General features: G+C 72.7%; 15 protein-coding genes. 7 read left to right on the plus strand and 8 right to left on the minus strand.

Annotation, left to right across the window (positions count from 1 at the left end):
• The first annotated feature begins 45 nt into the window (after positions 1-45).
• Positions 46-903: a hypothetical protein gene (locus AB0I42_RS30620; RefSeq protein ID WP_357542736.1), complete on the plus strand. Its 858-nt coding sequence runs from the start codon at positions 46-48 to the stop codon at positions 901-903.
• Between the two features lie 20 nt (positions 904-923).
• Here AB0I42_RS30620 and AB0I42_RS30625 read toward each other — a convergent pair whose 3' ends face one another.
• The 7 genes from AB0I42_RS30625 to AB0I42_RS30655 form a co-directional block, all read right to left on the minus strand.
• Positions 924-1,532 carry a hypothetical protein gene (locus AB0I42_RS30625; protein ID WP_357542738.1) on the minus strand — a complete coding sequence of 203 codons (609 nt, stop codon included), beginning with the start codon at positions 1,530-1,532 and terminating at the stop codon, positions 924-926.
• Between the two features lie 155 nt (positions 1,533-1,687).
• Entirely contained in the window at positions 1,688-2,086 is a 399-nt protein-coding gene (locus AB0I42_RS30630; RefSeq protein ID WP_357542740.1) for a Fur family transcriptional regulator, read from the minus strand.
• A 76-nt stretch (positions 2,087-2,162) separates the two neighbouring features.
• Positions 2,163-2,462, minus strand: a complete 300-nt coding sequence (locus AB0I42_RS30635; RefSeq protein WP_357542742.1) for a metalloregulator ArsR/SmtB family transcription factor — start codon at positions 2,460-2,462, stop codon at positions 2,163-2,165.
• 73 nt (positions 2,463-2,535) lie between these two features.
• Positions 2,536-3,414: a metal ABC transporter permease gene (locus tag AB0I42_RS30640; RefSeq protein WP_357542744.1), complete on the minus strand. Its 879-nt coding sequence runs from the start codon at positions 3,412-3,414 to the stop codon at positions 2,536-2,538.
• Positions 3,411-4,178 carry an ABC transporter ATP-binding protein gene (locus tag AB0I42_RS30645; RefSeq protein ID WP_357542746.1) on the minus strand — a complete coding sequence of 256 codons (768 nt, stop codon included), beginning with the start codon at positions 4,176-4,178 and terminating at the stop codon, positions 3,411-3,413. The genes AB0I42_RS30640 and AB0I42_RS30645 overlap by 4 nt, the downstream gene beginning before the upstream one ends.
• A 74-nt stretch (positions 4,179-4,252) precedes the next feature.
• Positions 4,253-5,269 carry a metal ABC transporter substrate-binding protein gene (locus AB0I42_RS30650; RefSeq protein ID WP_357542748.1) on the minus strand — a complete coding sequence of 339 codons (1,017 nt, stop codon included), beginning with the start codon at positions 5,267-5,269 and terminating at the stop codon, positions 4,253-4,255.
• Between the two features lie 153 nt (positions 5,270-5,422).
• Entirely contained in the window at positions 5,423-5,680 is a 258-nt protein-coding gene (locus AB0I42_RS30655; RefSeq protein ID WP_357542750.1) for a DUF6703 family protein, read from the minus strand.
• A 29-nt stretch (positions 5,681-5,709) separates the two neighbouring features.
• Here AB0I42_RS30655 and AB0I42_RS30660 point away from each other — a divergent pair, with 29 nt between their 5' ends.
• From AB0I42_RS30660 to dusB, 4 genes are all read left to right on the plus strand, one after another.
• Entirely contained in the window at positions 5,710-6,051 is a 342-nt protein-coding gene (locus AB0I42_RS30660; RefSeq protein WP_357542752.1) for an antibiotic biosynthesis monooxygenase, read from the plus strand.
• Between the two features lie 62 nt (positions 6,052-6,113).
• A complete protein-coding gene (locus AB0I42_RS30665) occupies positions 6,114-6,671 on the plus strand; it encodes a hypothetical protein (RefSeq protein ID WP_357542754.1) in 558 nt (185 codons plus the stop codon).
• Positions 6,672-6,802: 131 nt separating this feature from the next.
• The gene (locus AB0I42_RS30670; protein ID WP_357542756.1) at positions 6,803-8,182 is read left to right on the plus strand and encodes a glycine--tRNA ligase; all 1,380 of its coding nucleotides are present in this window, start codon (positions 6,803-6,805) and stop codon (positions 8,180-8,182) included.
• Between the two features lie 296 nt (positions 8,183-8,478).
• Positions 8,479-9,675, plus strand: coding sequence for a tRNA dihydrouridine synthase DusB (gene dusB / locus AB0I42_RS30675; protein WP_357542806.1), 1,197 nt, complete (start codon positions 8,479-8,481; stop codon positions 9,673-9,675).
• A gap of 88 nt (positions 9,676-9,763) precedes the next feature.
• Here dusB and AB0I42_RS30680 read toward each other — a convergent pair whose 3' ends face one another.
• Positions 9,764-11,266, minus strand: coding sequence for a beta-N-acetylhexosaminidase (locus AB0I42_RS30680; protein ID WP_357542758.1), 1,503 nt, complete (start codon positions 11,264-11,266; stop codon positions 9,764-9,766).
• 320 nt (positions 11,267-11,586) lie between these two features.
• Between AB0I42_RS30680 and ppdK the strand changes: the two genes are divergently transcribed.
• Both ppdK and AB0I42_RS30690 read left to right on the plus strand, forming a co-directional pair.
• On the plus strand, positions 11,587-14,313 hold the full coding sequence (ppdK, locus tag AB0I42_RS30685; protein ID WP_357542760.1) for a pyruvate, phosphate dikinase: 2,727 nt from the start codon (positions 11,587-11,589) through the stop codon (positions 14,311-14,313).
• Positions 14,314-14,385: 72 nt separating this feature from the next.
• Positions 14,386-16,167, plus strand: coding sequence for a lipase family protein (locus AB0I42_RS30690; protein ID WP_357542762.1), 1,782 nt, complete (start codon positions 14,386-14,388; stop codon positions 16,165-16,167).
• Positions 16,168-16,184: the final 17 nt, after the last annotated feature.

The following is a 16,184-nucleotide window of genomic DNA, read 5'->3' on the forward strand; positions in this document are numbered from 1 at the left end:
GGTGAACGGCCGATACCGGGCGCGCGGCGCCGATATCGTCACCGCATGGTGGGCGGCATCGGCAAAGGATCGACCTGGTGGGCACGGGCGTCGGGCTCGCGCTGGGGCGAGGCGTTCACGATTCTCGGCCTGACGGGAGCGGTGCTGCTCCTCGCCCGGCATCTGCGGCCACTGACCTGGGAGTTGGGCGGCTGGCTCAGGTTCGGCACCGACATGTCCGCCCCCGATCCGACCCCGGCGATCTGGCTGTGCCTGGTGGTGTGGGCCGCGGTCGTCGCGGCGATCCTTGCGAACCGGCCGCTGGTGGCAGCGGCGGCGGCGTGGTTCGGGGTGTCGGCCGACGCGCTGCGCCTGGTCCTGATGTCCCGCTGGGCGGGCGAGTTGGCCTGGTGGTCGATCCTTCTGGCGCTGCTGCTGGCCGGGGTGCTGAGCGTGGCCGCCCTGAGCCGTCCTACCGGCTCCGCACTGCTGGGCCGCGGGCGTACGGCCCTGGTCGTCGGCGCCGGAGTGGTCGCCGCGTCCGCGCCGATGGCGGAATCGCTGCTCTGGGTGCGGGACGGCGGTCTGCTCACCCTGGACCTACGCCGGAGTGCCATGTTGGCGGGGGCGACTTACCTGGTGATCGCCGTACTGCTCCTGCCCGCCGTCGCCGGTGGCCGGCCACCCGTACGGCGACGGGTGTTCGCGCTCCTGCTGCCGATCGTCACCCTGCTCGTTGTCGCGCAACTCTCCTTCGATCAGGCGTTCTCGGGGCTGATCCCCGCGGCCGGACCGCTGCCGTCCGGTATCGCGGGACTGGTCACCGCGCCTGCGCTGGCCCTGCTTGTCCTGGTCACTGGGGTGGCCGTGGTCCGGTTCGTCGAACGGGCCCACCCGGCCGACGTCGCCGTACCACGGCCCTGAGGTCCACCGCTGGCGGCCGGTCAGCGCTTGCCGGGGCGCAGGCCGAGGCCGCGTAGCTCCAGGGCGGCCAGCGCCTCCACTGTGGCGTCGTCGCCGCGCCGCCACGCCTCCGCCACGTCCGGGTCGATCCGGGTGAGCTGACCGAGCGGCTGGGAGACCAGCGCCCGCAGGGCGAGCAGGTCCCGGCCGGCCGGCGCCGACCGCAGCGCCCGCGCCGCGGTCGCCCGCCGGATCCACCGCACCCGCAGCGGCAGCCAGCCGAAGAGCACCAGCCCCAGCGGGAAGATCAGCACCGCGACGGCCAGCGCGAGCGCCAGGTCGCCGACCAGATCCTGCTGCTCGCGGCCGGCGTCGGCCATCGAGCGGGCCGCCTCGGCCGCCCGCTCGAACGGCGCGGTCAGCTCGTCGCCGACGATCGGCACCCGGCCGACCTTGCCGCCGGCGTCGGCCAGGTTGTCGGCCAGGCCGCCGCCGGCCCCCGCCAGCTTCTGCCCGGGTACGGCGAGCTTCTGGACCAGGTCGTGGAGCCACATGGCCGCCCGGATGGCGGCGTAGACCCAGACGACGACGAGTACGTCGGTGACGAACTGCCGCAGGGCGGTCGGGAAGCGGTCAGCGTAGATCTTCACGCCGCACAGCGTGCCGCAACCGGTGCCGTTTCGCAGCACTGCCGTGTGGCGGTGCCGGGGCAGCCCTGATCGCTTGCGGTTCAGGCGTTGTCCGCCCGGCGTGTCGTCGGTCTGTGCAGCAGACGATCATCGCAGTGCCGGTGCGGCGGCGCGGGTCAGCGGCGGCACTCCGGGCAGGTACCGAAGATCTCCAGGGTGTGGCTCACGTCGGCGTATCCGTGCTGGGCGGCGACCCGCTCCGCCCACGTCTCGACGGCCGGTCCCTCCACCTCGACCGTACGGCCGCACGACCGGCAGACCAGGTGGTGGTGATGGCCCTCGCTGCACCGGCGGTAGAGGTGCTCGCCGCCGGGCGGGCGCATCACGTCGACCTCGCCGGCGTCAGCGAGCCCCTGGAGCGTGCGGTAGACGGTGGTCAGGCCGACCCGCTCGCCCCGGTCGCGGAGCATGCCGTGCAGTTCCTGGGCGCTGTGGAAGCCCTCGACCTCGGCGAGCAGGGCGCTGACCGCGCTGCGCTGCCGGGTGTTGCGGGTCGCGGTGGCGTCACCGGTCATGTTGACATCTCCTCGCTCCGACCGGTCCCGTGGCGGCGGTGACGGGTGGGGGTGCCGACGCCCGACGGTAGCGCGTTCACCGCGCTTCCCGAGCATGGCTGACCGCGTCGGCGACGATGTGGGCGACATGTTCGTCGACGAGAGCGTAGGCGATTTCCCGGCCGCGCCGCGAGCCGCGTACGACGCCGGCCCCGCGCAGCACCCGCAGGTGCTGGGAGACCAGGGGTTGCGGGGCGCCCAGCGTCTCGACGAGTTCGTGGACGCAGCGCTCGCCGCCGGCCAGTTCGGTCACGATGGCGACCCGGATCGGAGCGGACAGGGCGCGCAGGAGTTCGCCGGCGCCCTCGTACGCCTCGTAGCCGTTCCCGGTCGTCATGCCGTAACGGTAACCAATGTCGTCGGGCCGCGGCCCGGCACCGTCGGCCAGCCCGACCGGGATGGCCGCCGGGTCAGTGCTTCAGTACGACTTCCGGCGGCTCGACCTCGGCGACCGGCGCGGCGGCGGGGGCCGTACGGCGGCGCAGCGACCGCCACACCGCCGACCCGACGGCGATGCCGAGGAACGCGGCGATCGCCAGGACCACGATCGTCGCGCCGAGCGCGGTGTTGGCCTGCGCGGCCAGCCAGACGCCGGAGCCGGCGCTGAGCAGGCCGAGCGCCATCGCGAGGGCCATGGTGGCCTTGAAGCCCCGGGTGACCTGCTGTGCCGCCGCCACGGGTACGACCATCATGGCGCTGATCAGCAGCAGCCCGACGGTACGCATCGCGATCGTCACGGTCACCGCCGTGGTCACCGCGATCAGCAGGTTCAGTGCCCGGACCGGCAGCCCCGACACCCGGGCGTACTCCTCGTCGTGGCAGATGGCGAACAGCGCCGGACGCAGCAGCACCATCGCCACCAGGACCGCCGCCGCCAGCCCGACGATCACCCACAGGTCCTGGGCGCTGGTGGTGGTGAGCGAGCCGAACAGGTATGCCATCAGGTTGGCGTTGCTGCGGTCGGCGGACAGGCCGACGAGCATCACGCCGCCGGCGATGCCGCCGTAGAAGAGCAGGGCGAGGGCCATGTCGCCGGAGGTACGGCCGCGCTCGCGGAGCAGTTCGATGGCGATCGCCCCGGCGGCCGCGACCAGCACCGCGGTGAGCACGGGGGAGCGGTCGAGCAGCAGGCCGACGCCGACCCCGGTCAGCGCCACGTGGCCGACCCCGTCGCCGATCAGCGACATCCGGCGCTGCACGAGGTAGATGCCGAGGGCGGGGGCGGCCAGCCCGATGACGAGCGCCCCGACCAGGGCACGGATCATGAAGTCGTACTGGAAGAGGCTCATCGTCCCCACGTCCCGGCCGTCGGCGGTTCCTCGTCGGCGTGCGGATGCACGTGGTCGTGGCCGGGTGCCGCGTGGTGGCCGGCCGGCGCCGGCACCGGCCCGTCGTGCGCGATCCCACCGTCGTGTACGACGACCGCCCGGCCGACCAGTGGGTGCAGCGGCCCCAACTCGTGGGCGACCAGCAGCACGGTCCCGCCACCGGCGTTGAAGCCGCGCAGTGCCTCGGCGAACGCCTCCTGGCTGGCCGCGTCGACCCCGGCGGTCGGCTCGTCGAGGACCAGTGCCTCGGGCTCGCCGGCCAGCGCGCGGGCGATCAGGGTGCGCTGCTGCTGCCCGCCGGAGAGGGTGGCGACCGGGTCACCGGCCCGCTCGGCGAGCCCGACGGCGGTCAGCGCCGCCGTCACCGCCCGGCGGTCGGCGGCCCCGGCCGGCCGCAGTACGCCCCGGCGGGCCAGCCGGCCGGAGGCGACGACCTCGCCGACCGTGGCCGGTACGCCACTGCCCGCCCCGATCCGCTGCGGCACGTAGCCGATCCGCCGCCACTGCCGGAACCGGCGCAGCGGCGTACCGAAGAGGTCGACCGTGCCGCCCGCCAGCGGTACCAGGCCGAGGATGGCGCGGACCAGGGTGGACTTGCCCGACCCGTTGGCGCCGAGGATGGCGACCACCTCGCCGGGGGTCACCGTCAGGGAGACGTCCCGCAGCACGGGGCGGCCGTCGTAGGCGACCACCCCGTGCCGGACGTCGACAACCGCCGTGCTCACCGCACCACCGTACGGTGCGTCCGGCCGTACCCGGTGGCGCGGGTCGAGGGTGGGCGGGCTGGTCGGTCCAGGTGTCACGAGCAGCCGAGGGCGGGCTTGAGGGTGGCCAGGTTGGTGCGCATCACCGACAGGTAGTCGCCGGTGCTGCCGGCCTGGAGGCCTTCGAGCGGGTCGAGCACCGCCGTCCGCGCCCCGACCTCGCGGGCGATCGTCTCGGCGACCTTGGGGCTGACCAGCGTCTCGAAGAAGATCGTGGTGGCGCCGTGGAGCTTGGCCTCCTCGGTCACCTCGGCCAGCCGCTGCGGCGACGGCTCGTCCTCCGGGGTGAGGCCGGTGATGCCGATCTGCTCCAGCTTGTAACGGTCGGCGAGGTAGCCGAACGCGCTGTGACTGGTCACCAGTTCCCGGCGCTGGCAGGTCGCCAGGCCCTGCTCGTACTCCTGGTCCAGGGCGGTCAACTCGGTGCGCAGCGCCTGGGCGCGGGCGGTGTAGTCGGCGGCCCGGTCGGCGTCGGTCTCGCCGAGCCGCTTGGCGAACTCGTCGGCGACGGTGGCCAGCCGGCTCGGGTCGAGCCAGAAGTGCAGGTCCTTGCCTCCGCTGTCGTGGTCGTGCCCGTCCTCCTCGGCGGCCGTCGGCTCGGGGCTCGCCTCGTCCCCGTGGCCGTGGTCGTCGTGCCCGTCCTCGCCCTCGTGGTCGTGGTCGTGACCGCCGGCGGCGGCGTCGAGCAGCGGTACGGCGGTCGCGACGTCGAAGGCCCGGTCGCCCGCCTGCTGGGTCACCGCCTCGTCGACGGCGGGCTGGAAGCCCTTGAGATAGATCACCAGCTTGGCGTCGGTGAGCTGACCGACCTGCTGCGGGTTGAGTTCGAGGTCGTGCGACTCGGCGCCGGGCTTGACGAGGTTGGTGACGGCGACGGCGTCGCCGCCGACCCGCTCGGCGACGAACTGGAGCGGATAGAAGGCGGCGACGACGTCGATCCGGTTGCCGTCGGCACCGGCCGACGAGTCGTCGCCGCACGCGGCAGCCCCGCCCAGCACGAGCAGGGCGGCGGCGCAGGTGGCGGCGATACGGGGGGTGGAGCGTTCAAACATGCCCCAACTCTCACGACAATGAGAATGATTGTCAAAAACGCATGGGTGCATACGGCCGCCCGGCCCGCCCTTGATCGTCGTGATCAGGGAGTTCGACGGCCGGCGCGCCGGCGACACGCGCGACTCAGTCCCTGATCACGCGGATCACCAGGGTCAGAGGATCTTCAGGAGGGCGGCGGCCAGGAGCAGGGTGACGACGGCCAGGCGGAGGACCCGGGTGGGGGCGGGCTGGATCGGCCAGGTCAGGACCAGCAGCGCCACCAGGGCGGCGGCCAGCACGAGCAGGATGCCGCCGCCGATGATGCCCGGTGAGAGAAGCCCGACCAGCATGAGCGCCAGCGCCGCCAGGAAGGCCCCCGTCGGATTGATCCGGGCGAGTCGGGCGGGCACGCCACGGTGCGTAGGCTGCATCCGACACATGCTACGAGGAGGCTGACATCTTGCTGGTGCTGAACCGCTTCGTCGTCGACGAGGACGGCGCCGGGACGTTCGCCGACCGGGCCCACGCCGCCCTGGCCGCCCTCGCCCGCCGGCCCGGATACCGGCGCGGCGAACTCGTCCGCGCCCTCGACGACCCCACGTACTGGAGCCTGCTCACCGAATGGGAGTCGGTCGGGGCGTACCGTCGCGCCCTCGGCGACTTCGACGTCAAGATCACCGCGATTCCGCTGCTGGCCGAGTCGGTCGACGAGCCGTCGGCGTACGAGTCGCTGGCCACCGCCGCCCCGGGCGGCGAGGTCGTGGTCGGCACGAGCGACCGGGCCGCGAACCCCGGCCGCTGAAGCGGGTCGGTGGCACCGGCCGTGCCACACCGGGCGCGCGCACGGGCATTACCCTTGCTGTCATGACCACTCCCGGACCGGCGGGCCCGCCGCTGCCGTACGCCGTACCCGCTGGTCAGGGTGGATCGACCGTGCCTCCCGGCGGGGCGGCACCGGCGGGTCCCGGCGTCGCGCCGCCGTTCGCCGCGCCACCGACCGAGGGGCGGACCGCCCGGCTGTGGTGGGGCCTCGGTGCCGCCGCGCTCGCCGTGGCACTGTGCTGCGGCGGCGGCGCGGTGGCGTTCGTGGGACTGGCGGTCAGCGGCACGCAGGCGCTCAACGAGCAGGCCGGCGCCGTCGTCGGCGACTACTTCGACGCGGTCACCGACGGGGACTACGACCGGGCCTACTCGCTGCTGTGCCGGCGGGAGCAGCAGCGCGAGCCCATCCTGCGGTTCCGCACCCGGCTGGCCACCGAACCCAGGCTGACCAACTACCAGGTCGGCGACCTGGAGATCACCGACGAACTCGAGGTGCCGGTCGACGTCACCTATGCCGAGGGCGGCAGCGGCCGGGTGTGGGTGTCGCTGGCGCAGAACACCGGTACGGGCGAATTCGAGGTCTGCGGCATCGGCCAGTAATCTCGGTGGGCCGCGCCGATAACCGCGGCACCGGCAGATCCGTTGTCCAACGGAACCGTCGCCCGAACAGAACCGTCCCGCACCTAGTCGTGCCACGTCCCCGCCGGCCGCCAGCCGGCGTAGGAGGAACCATGCCAGCCGACCGTATCGACGCCATTGTCAGCCTCGCCAAGCGCCGGGGTTTCGTCTTTCCCTCCAGCGAGATCTACGGAGGCACCCGATCGGCGTGGGACTACGGCCCGCTCGGTGTCGAACTCAAGGAGAACGTCCGCCGGCAGTGGTGGAAGACGATGGTGCAGCAGCGTGACGACATCGTCGGGCTCGACTCCGCGGTGATCCTGTCCCGCGACGTGTGGGCCGCCTCCGGGCACCTCGACGCGTTCGTCGACCCGCTGACCGAGTGCCAGTCGTGCCACAAGCGGTTCCGCGCCGACCACCTCGAAGAGGCGTACGAGGCCAAGCAGGGCCGGCCGCCGGCCGGGCTCGCCGAACTGAACTGCCCGAACTGCGGCAACAAGGGCACCTTCACCGAGCCGCGGATGTTCAACGGGCTGATGAAGACCTACCTCGGTCCGGTGGAGAGCGAAGAGGGCCTGCACTACCTGCGGCCGGAGACGGCACAGGGCATCTTCGTCAACTACAACAACGTCGCCACCGCGGCCCGCAAGAAGCCGCCGTTCGGTATCGCCCAGGTCGGCAAGTCGTTCCGCAACGAGATCACGCCGGGCAACTTCATCTTCCGCACCCGCGAATTCGAGCAGATGGAGATGGAGTTCTTCGTCGAGCCTGGATCCGACGAGCAGTGGCACGAATACTGGCTCCAGGAGCGTTGGAACTGGTATCTCGACCTCGGGTTGAGCGAGTCGAACCTGCGGTTCTACGAGCACCCCAAGGAGAAGCTGTCGCACTATTCGAAGCGGACCGTCGACATCGAATACCGCTTCCTCTTCGGCGGCACCGAGTTCTCCGAACTGGAGGGCATCGCCAACCGGACCGACTTCGACCTCACCACGCACAGCAAGCACTCCGGCGTCGACCTGTCGTACTTCGACCAGGAGAAGCAGGAGCGCTGGGTGCCGTACGTCATCGAGCCGGCCGCCGGCCTCACCCGGGCCGTGCTGGCGTTCCTGCTCGAGGCGTACGACGAGGACGAGGCGCCGAACACCAAGGGCGGCGTCGACAAGCGGACCGTGATGCGCTTCGACCCCCGGCTGGCGCCGGTCAAGGTCGCCGTACTGCCGTTGTCGCGCAACCCCGACCTGTCGCCGAAGGCCCGCGACCTGAGCACGACGCTGCGCAAGCGCTGGGTGGTGGAGTTCGACGACTCGCAGGCGATCGGCCGCCGCTACCGCCGGCAGGACGAGATCGGCACCCCGTTCTGCGTCACCGTCGACTTCGAGACCCTCGACGACAACGCCGTCACCGTCCGCGACCGCGACACGATGACCCAGGAGCGGGTGTCGCTGGACCAGGTCGAGCGCTACCTGCTCGACCGCCTTCCCGGCTGCTGACCCGCGCCGGCCGGGCTGACGGCGGTCCGTGCCGCCGGCCGGCTGACGGTGCTTCGTGCCGCCGGCCGGCGGCGCTGCCGGCGAGGGAGTGATGGTCGTGCGGCCCACAGCGAATTCAGTGTGAAAACAGCGAATTCGCTGTGGGCCACGACAGTGACCCGGCCTCGGCCGCCGGGCGGGCGGTGGGACCACCCCCGCCGGGCGGCGGGAACACCCTGGCCGGCGGGCACCGGCGGACCAGTTCGGCCGGGGCGGCCCGGTTCGTCGTCGGGCACGCGACGTGGAATCCTCGTACGGTGACCACGACCGCCCCCGCCGCCGTCCGCCCGCTGACCCTCGGGCCACACCAGGTGTGGCCGCCGGTCGTGCTGGCGCCGATGGCCGGCATCACCAACGTGGCGTTCCGCCGCCTCTGCCGTGAGCAGGGCGGCGGGATCTACGTCTGCGAAATGATCACCACCCGGGCGCTGGTCGAGAAGAACCCGAAGACGCTGCGGATGATCGCGTTCGGCTCCGACGAGCGCCCGCGCAGCCTGCAGCTCTACGGCACCGACCCGGAGATCACCGCCGCGGCCGTGCGGATGGTGGTCGAACGCGACCTCGCCGACCACGTCGACCTCAACTTCGGCTGCCCGGTACCCAAGGTCACCCGCCGGGGCGGCGGTGCGGCGCTGCCGTGGCGGCACCGGCTCTTCGCCCGGATCGTGCGCGGGGCGGTGGAGGCGGCGGCACCGGCCGGAATCCCGGTCACCGTCAAGATGCGCAAGGGCATCGACGACGACCACCTGACGTACGTCGAGGCCGGGCTCGCCGCCCAGGACGCCGGGGTGGCCGCGGTCGCCCTGCACGGCCGGACCGCCGCGCAGCGCTACTCGGGCACGGCCGACTGGGACGCGATCGGCACCCTGAAGCAGGCGCTGGACGTGCCGGTGCTCGGCAACGGCGACATCTGGGAGGCCGACGACGCGCTGCGGATGGTCGCGCACACCGGCGCCGACGGTGTGGTCGTCGGCCGGGGCTGCCTGGGCCGGCCGTGGCTCTTCGCCGACCTGGAGGCGGCGTTCGACGCCCGGCGCGCGGCCGGGGAGGCGCCCGGCGGCATCCCGGCGACGAAGCCCGTGCTGCCCGATCTCGGCCAGGTGGCGGCGATCATGCGCCGGCACGCCGAACTCCTGGTCGAGTGGTTCGGCGGCCGGTGGGAGCCGGAGCGCGACGGCTGCACCGACTTCCGCAAGCACGTGGCCTGGTATCTCAAGGGGTTCTCGGTCGGTTCGGAGCTGCGCCGTTCGCTGGCGATGATCTCCAGCCTGGCCGAACTCGACGACCTCCTCGCCCGGCTCGACCCGACCGAGCCGTTCCCGACCGCGGTCCTCGGCCAGCCGCGCGGGCGGACCAACTCGCCGGGCAAGGTGCACCTGCCGGACGGCTGGCTCGCCGACCGGGACAGCGCCGCCGTCCCGGCCGGCGCCGAACTCGACGACTCCGGCGGCTGAGCCTCTAGTGCGCCCTGCGGGCTGAGCCTCTGGGTGGCCCTGCGGGCTGAGCCTCTGGGTGGCCCTGCGGGCTGAGCCTCTGGACGACCTACCGCTGAGCCGGCGCCTGGGCGGCCGAGGGAACGTCGCCGGCCGCCGGCCAGGGGATCTGCGGTGAGCGGTGGAAGGTGATGCCGGCGGCGGTCCAGCGTGGTGCCTGTGCGGCCAGCCGGCGGGCGAACCCGGTCCAGTCCCGGCTGCCGGCCGGTGACCAGCCCAGTTCGGCGACCGCCGCCAGGCGGGGGAAGAGCATCAGCTCGACCTCGGCCATCGTGGTGACCGACTCGGTCCACAGCGGGGCCTCGACGCCGAGTACGGCCGACTCCGGCACCCCCGTGAGGAAGCTGCCCGGGTCCCAGTCGTACGCGTCGCGTACCTCCAGCAGCCCGGCCCAGTCGTGGCCGACCGGGGTGTCGGTGGCGTACTTCATGTCGAGGTAGACGCGGTTGGCGGGGGAGAGCACCACCCGGGCACCCCGCCGGACGGCGTCGGTGACGGTGTCGTCGCTGTCCGACGTACCCCAGAACTGGACGACCCGGCCCGGGCTGTGCGTGGTGACGGCGAGCTGGTGCCAGCCCATCACGGTCTTGCCGGTCGCGACGACCAGCGGCTGGGTCTTGGCCATGAAGGTGGCGTAGTCGTCGGCCGGCACCTTGAACGCCTCGTCGCCGCCGATGTGCAGGTAGGGGCCGGGGGTGAGGGCGGCGATCTCGGTGAACACGTCGTGCAGGAAGTCGTAGGTGGTCTCGCTGTGCACGGCGAGCGCGCTGAAGCCGACCTCGGTGCCGGTGTAGCGCGGCGGGGAGGTCCGGTCCGGGCTCAGTTCGGCGTACGCGGCCAGCGCGGCGTTCGTGTGCCCCGGTACGTCGATCTCGGGGACGACGGTGATGGCACGGGTGGCGGCGTACTCGACGATCCGCCGGTAGTCGGCCTTGCTGTAGTGGCCGCCGGGCCCGTCGCCGACCTCGCCGGCGCCGCCGTACTCGCCGAGCAGGGGCCAGTTGTCGATCGCGATCCGCCAGCCCTGGTCGTCGGTGAGGTGCAGGTGCAGGTGGTTGATCTTGTAGAGGGCGATCAGGTCGATGAACCGGAGCACGTCGGCGACCGGCCGGAAGTGCCGGGCGACGTCGAGCATCGCCCCCCGGTAGGCGAACCGGGGGTGGTCGACGACCCGCCCGGCGGGCACCGTCCACGGGCCGGGGCCGGCGGCACCGCCCTCCACCTGCGCGGGCAGCAGTTGCCGCAGGGTCTGGGTGCCGTGGAACAGGCCGGCGGCCGTACGGGCGGCGACGGTGACGCCGTCGGCGGTCACGTCGAGGCGGTAGCCCTCGCCGTGCTCGGGCACCTCGTCGCGGGCGAAGCGCAGCCGGATCGGGCCGGGGCCGTCGTCGGCCACGACCGGCACCGGGTGCCCGGTCGCCCGGCGCAGCACGGCGGCGAGGTGCTCGGCGACCGCGACGGCGACCGGGGCCGGGTGGGTGTGGACGGCCGTGTCGGCGGTCAGGGTCCAGTGCTCCCCGGCGACCGGCTCCACGCTGACCGGTGCGGGCACCAGATCGGCGTAGGTCGGTAGCTCATTCGAGGGAACGGGACGGGGACGGGGGGCAACGGGCGACACGGGTGTTCTCCCTGCGTTATGTGGTCGTGCGTGCGCGGTCGTGCGTGTGGGAACGCTTCCAGGAACCGCGGCAATCGCGGTTAGTGCCGACCAGTGTGCCAATTGTCACCGAATGCTGCCACGTCACCCCGGCGTCGCTTAGCCTTCGCCCACCAATGGCCATTGGTTCCCTGATACGAAACTCGACTTCCGGGGTAACGGAGAGCGGCTGAATCTTCGTTAAGTGTCGGTCCCGGCGCACGTGGGAGGCTCTGGTGGCAGCGGAAAAGGCGACGACCAAGCACAAATACGTCTACGGGTTCGCCGAGGGCAACAAGGATCTGAAAGATCTACTCGGCGGCAAGGGCGCCAACCTGGCGGAAATGACCAACCTCGGGCTTCCCGTGCCGCCCGGTTTCATCATCACCACCGAGGCGTGCAAGGCGTACCTGGCCACCGGCGCCGAGCCCGACGGGCTGGCCGAGCAGGTCGCCACACACCTCGCGGCGCTGGAATCCGCGATGGGCAAGCGGCTCGGCGACCCCGCCGACCCGCTGCTGGTGTCCGTACGCTCCGGTGCCAAGTTCTCGATGCCCGGCATGATGGAGACCGTCCTCAACGTCGGGCTCAACGACGAGAGCGTGGCCGGGCTCGCCCGCCAGGCGTCCGACGGTGGTCCGGGCAGCGGCGACCGGTTCGCCTGGGACTCCTACCGCCGGCTGATCCAGATGTTCGGCAAGACCGTCTGCGACGTGCCCGGCGAGGAGTTCGAGCACGCCCTCGACGACGCCAAGCGGGCCAAGGGCACCACCAACGACCTCGACCTGGACGCCGACGACCTGCGGGCGCTGGTCGGGGCGTACAATAAGATCTTTGCCAAGCACACCGGGCGGGAGTTCCCGCAGCCGCCCCGCGAGCAGCTCGACCTGGCCGTACGGGCCGTCTTCGAGTCGTGGAACGCCGAGCGGGCCGTGCTCTACCGCCGGCAGGAGCGCATCCCGGCCGACCTCGGCACGGCTGTCAACATCGTCGCGATGGTCTTCGGCAACCTCGGCCCCGACTCCGGCACCGGCGTCGCCTTCACCCGCGACCCGGCGACCGGCAACCAGGGCATCTACGGCGACTACCTGGCCAACGCGCAGGGCGAGGACGTGGTCGCCGGCATCCGCAACACCGTCCCGCTCCAGGAGCTGGAACGCATCGACAAGCCGTCGTACGACGAGCTGCTGCGGATCATGGCCACGCTGGAGGGCCACTACCGCGACCTGTGCGACATCGAGTTCACCATCGAGCGCGGCAAGCTGTGGATGTTGCAGACCCGGGTCGGCAAGCGTACGGCGGCCGCCGCGTTCAACATCGCGAACCACCTCGTCGACGAGGGGATCATCGACCTCGACGAGGCGCTGCACCGGGTCAACGGCGCCCAGCTCGCCCAACTGATGTTCCCCCGCTTCGACCTCTCCGGCTCGCCGGAGGTCGTCACCACCGGGGTCGGCGCGTCACCGGGCGCCGCCGTCGGCCGGGTCGTCTTCACCTCCGCCCGGGCCGTCGAGCTGGCCGGCCAGGGCGAGCGGGTCATCCTGGTCCGCCGGGAGACCAACCCCGACGACCTGCCGGGCATGATCGCCGCGCAGGGCATCCTCACCGCCCGGGGCGGCAAGACCAGCCACGCCGCCGTCGTCGCCCGGGGCATGGGCAAGACCTGCCTCTGCGGCGCCGACAACCTCGACGTGGACGTGAAGGCCGGCCGGTTCACCGTCGCCGGGCACGTCGTCAACGAGGGGGACGTCGTCTCGATCGACGGCACCAGCGGCTGCCTCTACCTCGGCGAGGTGCCGGTCCGCCCGTCGGAGGTGGTCCAGTACTTCGAGGGTTCGGTCGATCCGGCGACGAGCACCGACCCGCTGGTGGTCGCCGTACACCGGATCATCGGCCACGCCGACGGGGTGCGGCGGCTGCGGGTGCGGACCAACGCCGACACCGGCGAGGACGCCGCGCGGGCCCGGCGCTTCGGGGCCGAGGGGATCGGGCTGTGCCGTACCGAGCACATGTTCCTCGGCGACCGCCGCGAGCTGGTCGAGCGGCTGATCCTGGCCCGCACCGAGACCGAGCGCAACGAGGCGCTGGACGCGCTGCTGCCGTTGCAGCGGGCCGACTTCGTGGAGATCTTCCGTGAGATGGACGGGCTGCCGGTCACCGTCCGGCTGATCGACCCGCCGCTGCACGAGTTCCTGCCGTCGCTGGAGGAACTGGCCGTGCACGTCGCGGTCGCCCAGGAGCGCGGCGAGGACCCGGGCAAGGACCAGGCGCTGCTGGCCGCCGTACGCCGGATGCACGAGCAGAACCCGATGCTGGGGCTGCGCGGGGTGCGGCTCGGCCTGGTCATCCCCGGCCTGTTCGCGATGCAGGTGCGGGCGATCACCGAGGCCGCCGCCCAGCTCGTCGCCGAAGGCCGCGACCCCCGGCCGGAGATCATGGTCCCGCTGGTCGGGGCGGTCCAGGAGCTGGAGACCGTACGCGTCGAGGCCGAGAAGATCATCTCGGAGGTGACCCGGGAGCACGCCGTCGAGGTGCTGATCGGCACCATGATCGAGGTGCCCCGGGCGGCGCTCACCGCCGGCCAGATCGCCGAGGCGGCCGAGTTCTTCTCCTTCGGCACCAACGACCTGACCCAGATGGCCTGGGGCTTCTCCCGCGACGACGTCGAGGGGGCGTTCTTCTGGCGCTACCTCGAACTGGGCATCTTCGGCATCTCGCCGTTCGAGTCGCTGGACCGCGACGGCGTGGGCCGGCTGGTCCGGATCGCCGTCGAGGAGGGCCGGGCCGCCCGTCCAGGGCTCAAGATCGGAGTCTGCGGCGAGCACGGGGGCGACCCCGAGTCGGTGCACTTCTTCCACGAGGTCGGGCTGGACTACGTCTCCTGCTCACCGTTCCGGGTCCCGGTGGCGCGGCTGGAGGCCGGCCGGGCGGTGATCGAGTCGGCCGGCTCCGACAGTCGCTGACCCGCGGGCCGCGTACGGGCACGACCGCGTGGCGTGAGGTAGTCGTGCCCGTATGTACGGTAAATGTGGGTTGTGGGTGAATCGTCGCTTCGCCACCGCCTGGCGCACCGGACCCGGTTCCTGCCGAGGATCGCGGCTCGGCTGCCCTGGTGGGTCTCCGCTCTGGTGGGGCTGGGTGCCGCCGGGCTCGGCCTGCTGCTGATGACCCGGCCGCTCAGCGCGGTGGGCGTGCTGGCGGTCTACGTCGGCCTGAGCTGTCTCGCGTCCGGTGTCGCCGACCTCACCGCGCACCGGCGGGACGGCCCGGTCCCGGCACCGTCGGCGGCACTCGGCCTCGGCTGGATCGTCCTCGGCGTGGCCGTCCTCGTCTGGGTGGGCACCGCGGTCGAACTGCTGCCCAGGGTCGTCGCGGTCGCGCTTCTCGTGTCCGGCGCGGTGAAGTGCCTGCAGGCGTGGCGGGGCACACCCGACGAACGGTTCGCGGCGGTGCTGTTCGGGGCGGCCGACATCGGCTTCGGGGTGCTGGCGCTGGCCTGGCCCGACGTCACCCTGCTCGTGGTGGCGGTGCTGTTCGGCGCCCGTACCGTCCTCTTCGGCCTGGCCCAGGTCTGGGCCGCGGTCGGGCAGAGGGTCGGCCGTGCCGGTCCGGCCCGGCCCGGTCGCGCCGCCACCGGCGTACGGCGCTGGTCGCGGTCGATCGGCGCCGTGCTGGCCGCGGCCGCCGCGCTGGCCGCCCTGGTGATCACCGGCCGGATCGACGCCGGCTCGCCGGTCGTCGACGGCTTCTACACCGCGCCGGACGACCGGCCCGACCGGCCCGGCGTGCTGTTGCGCCACGAACCGTTCGGCCGGGACGTCCCGGCCGACGCGAAGGCGTGGCGGATCCTCTACACCACCACCCGCGACGACGGGGTGCCGGCGGTGGCCAGCGGCCTCGTCGTGGCGCCGGCGGCCCCGGCGACCACGCCGCGTCCGGTCATCGCCTGGGCCCACGGTACGACCGGCTACGCGGCCAACTGCGCGCCGAGCCTGCTCCCGTCCCCCTTCACGGCGGGCGCGTTGCCCGCCCTCGACCGGATTCTCGGGCCGGGCCGGGTGCTGGTGGCCACCGACTACACCGGGCTCGGCACCGACGGGCCGCAGCCGTACCTGATCGGCCAGGGCGAGGCCCGCGCGGTCCTCGACGCGGTACGGGCCGCCCGGCAACTGGACCAGTTGCGCCTGGCCGCCGAGACCGTCGTCTGGGGACACTCCCAGGGCGGGCACGCCGCCCTCTGGACGGCCCAGATCCAGCCCACGTACGCGCCCGACGTGCCGTTGTCGGGGGTGGCGGCGATGGCGCCGGCGGCCGACACGCTCGCGCTGACCCGGCATCTGCCGCAGGTACGCGGCGGGTCGGTGTTCGCGTCGTTCGTCATCGAGGCGTACGCGCGGACGTACCCGGACGTCGACCTCGACGACTACGTCATCCCGTCGGCGCGGATCCTGGTGCGGGAGATGGCGACCCGTTGCCTGGCCGAGCCCGGGTTGTTCGTATCCGTGCTCGGTGCGCTGTCGATCGACCGGGACCGGCCGATCTATGCCCGCGACCCCACCGGTGGCAGCCTCGGGCGGCGGTTGGCGCAGAACACCCCGACCGGACCCTTCGAGATGCCGGTCCTGCTCGCGCAGGGGGCGAGCGATCCGCTGGTCACCCTCGCGATCCAGGACAGCTACGTCGCGGGGCTGGCGGCGGCCGGACAGCGCGTCGACTACCGCACCTATGCCGGCCGGGACCACATGGGCCTCGTCGCCGCCGACTCACCGCTGATCTCCGACCTCGTCACCTGGACCGGTCGGCTTCTGCACCCCTGACCGGTCCCCAGGTGCCG

The organism is Polymorphospora sp. NPDC050346 (assembly GCF_040655695.1).
Lineage (GTDB): Bacteria > Actinomycetota > Actinomycetes > Mycobacteriales > Micromonosporaceae > Polymorphospora > Polymorphospora lycopeni.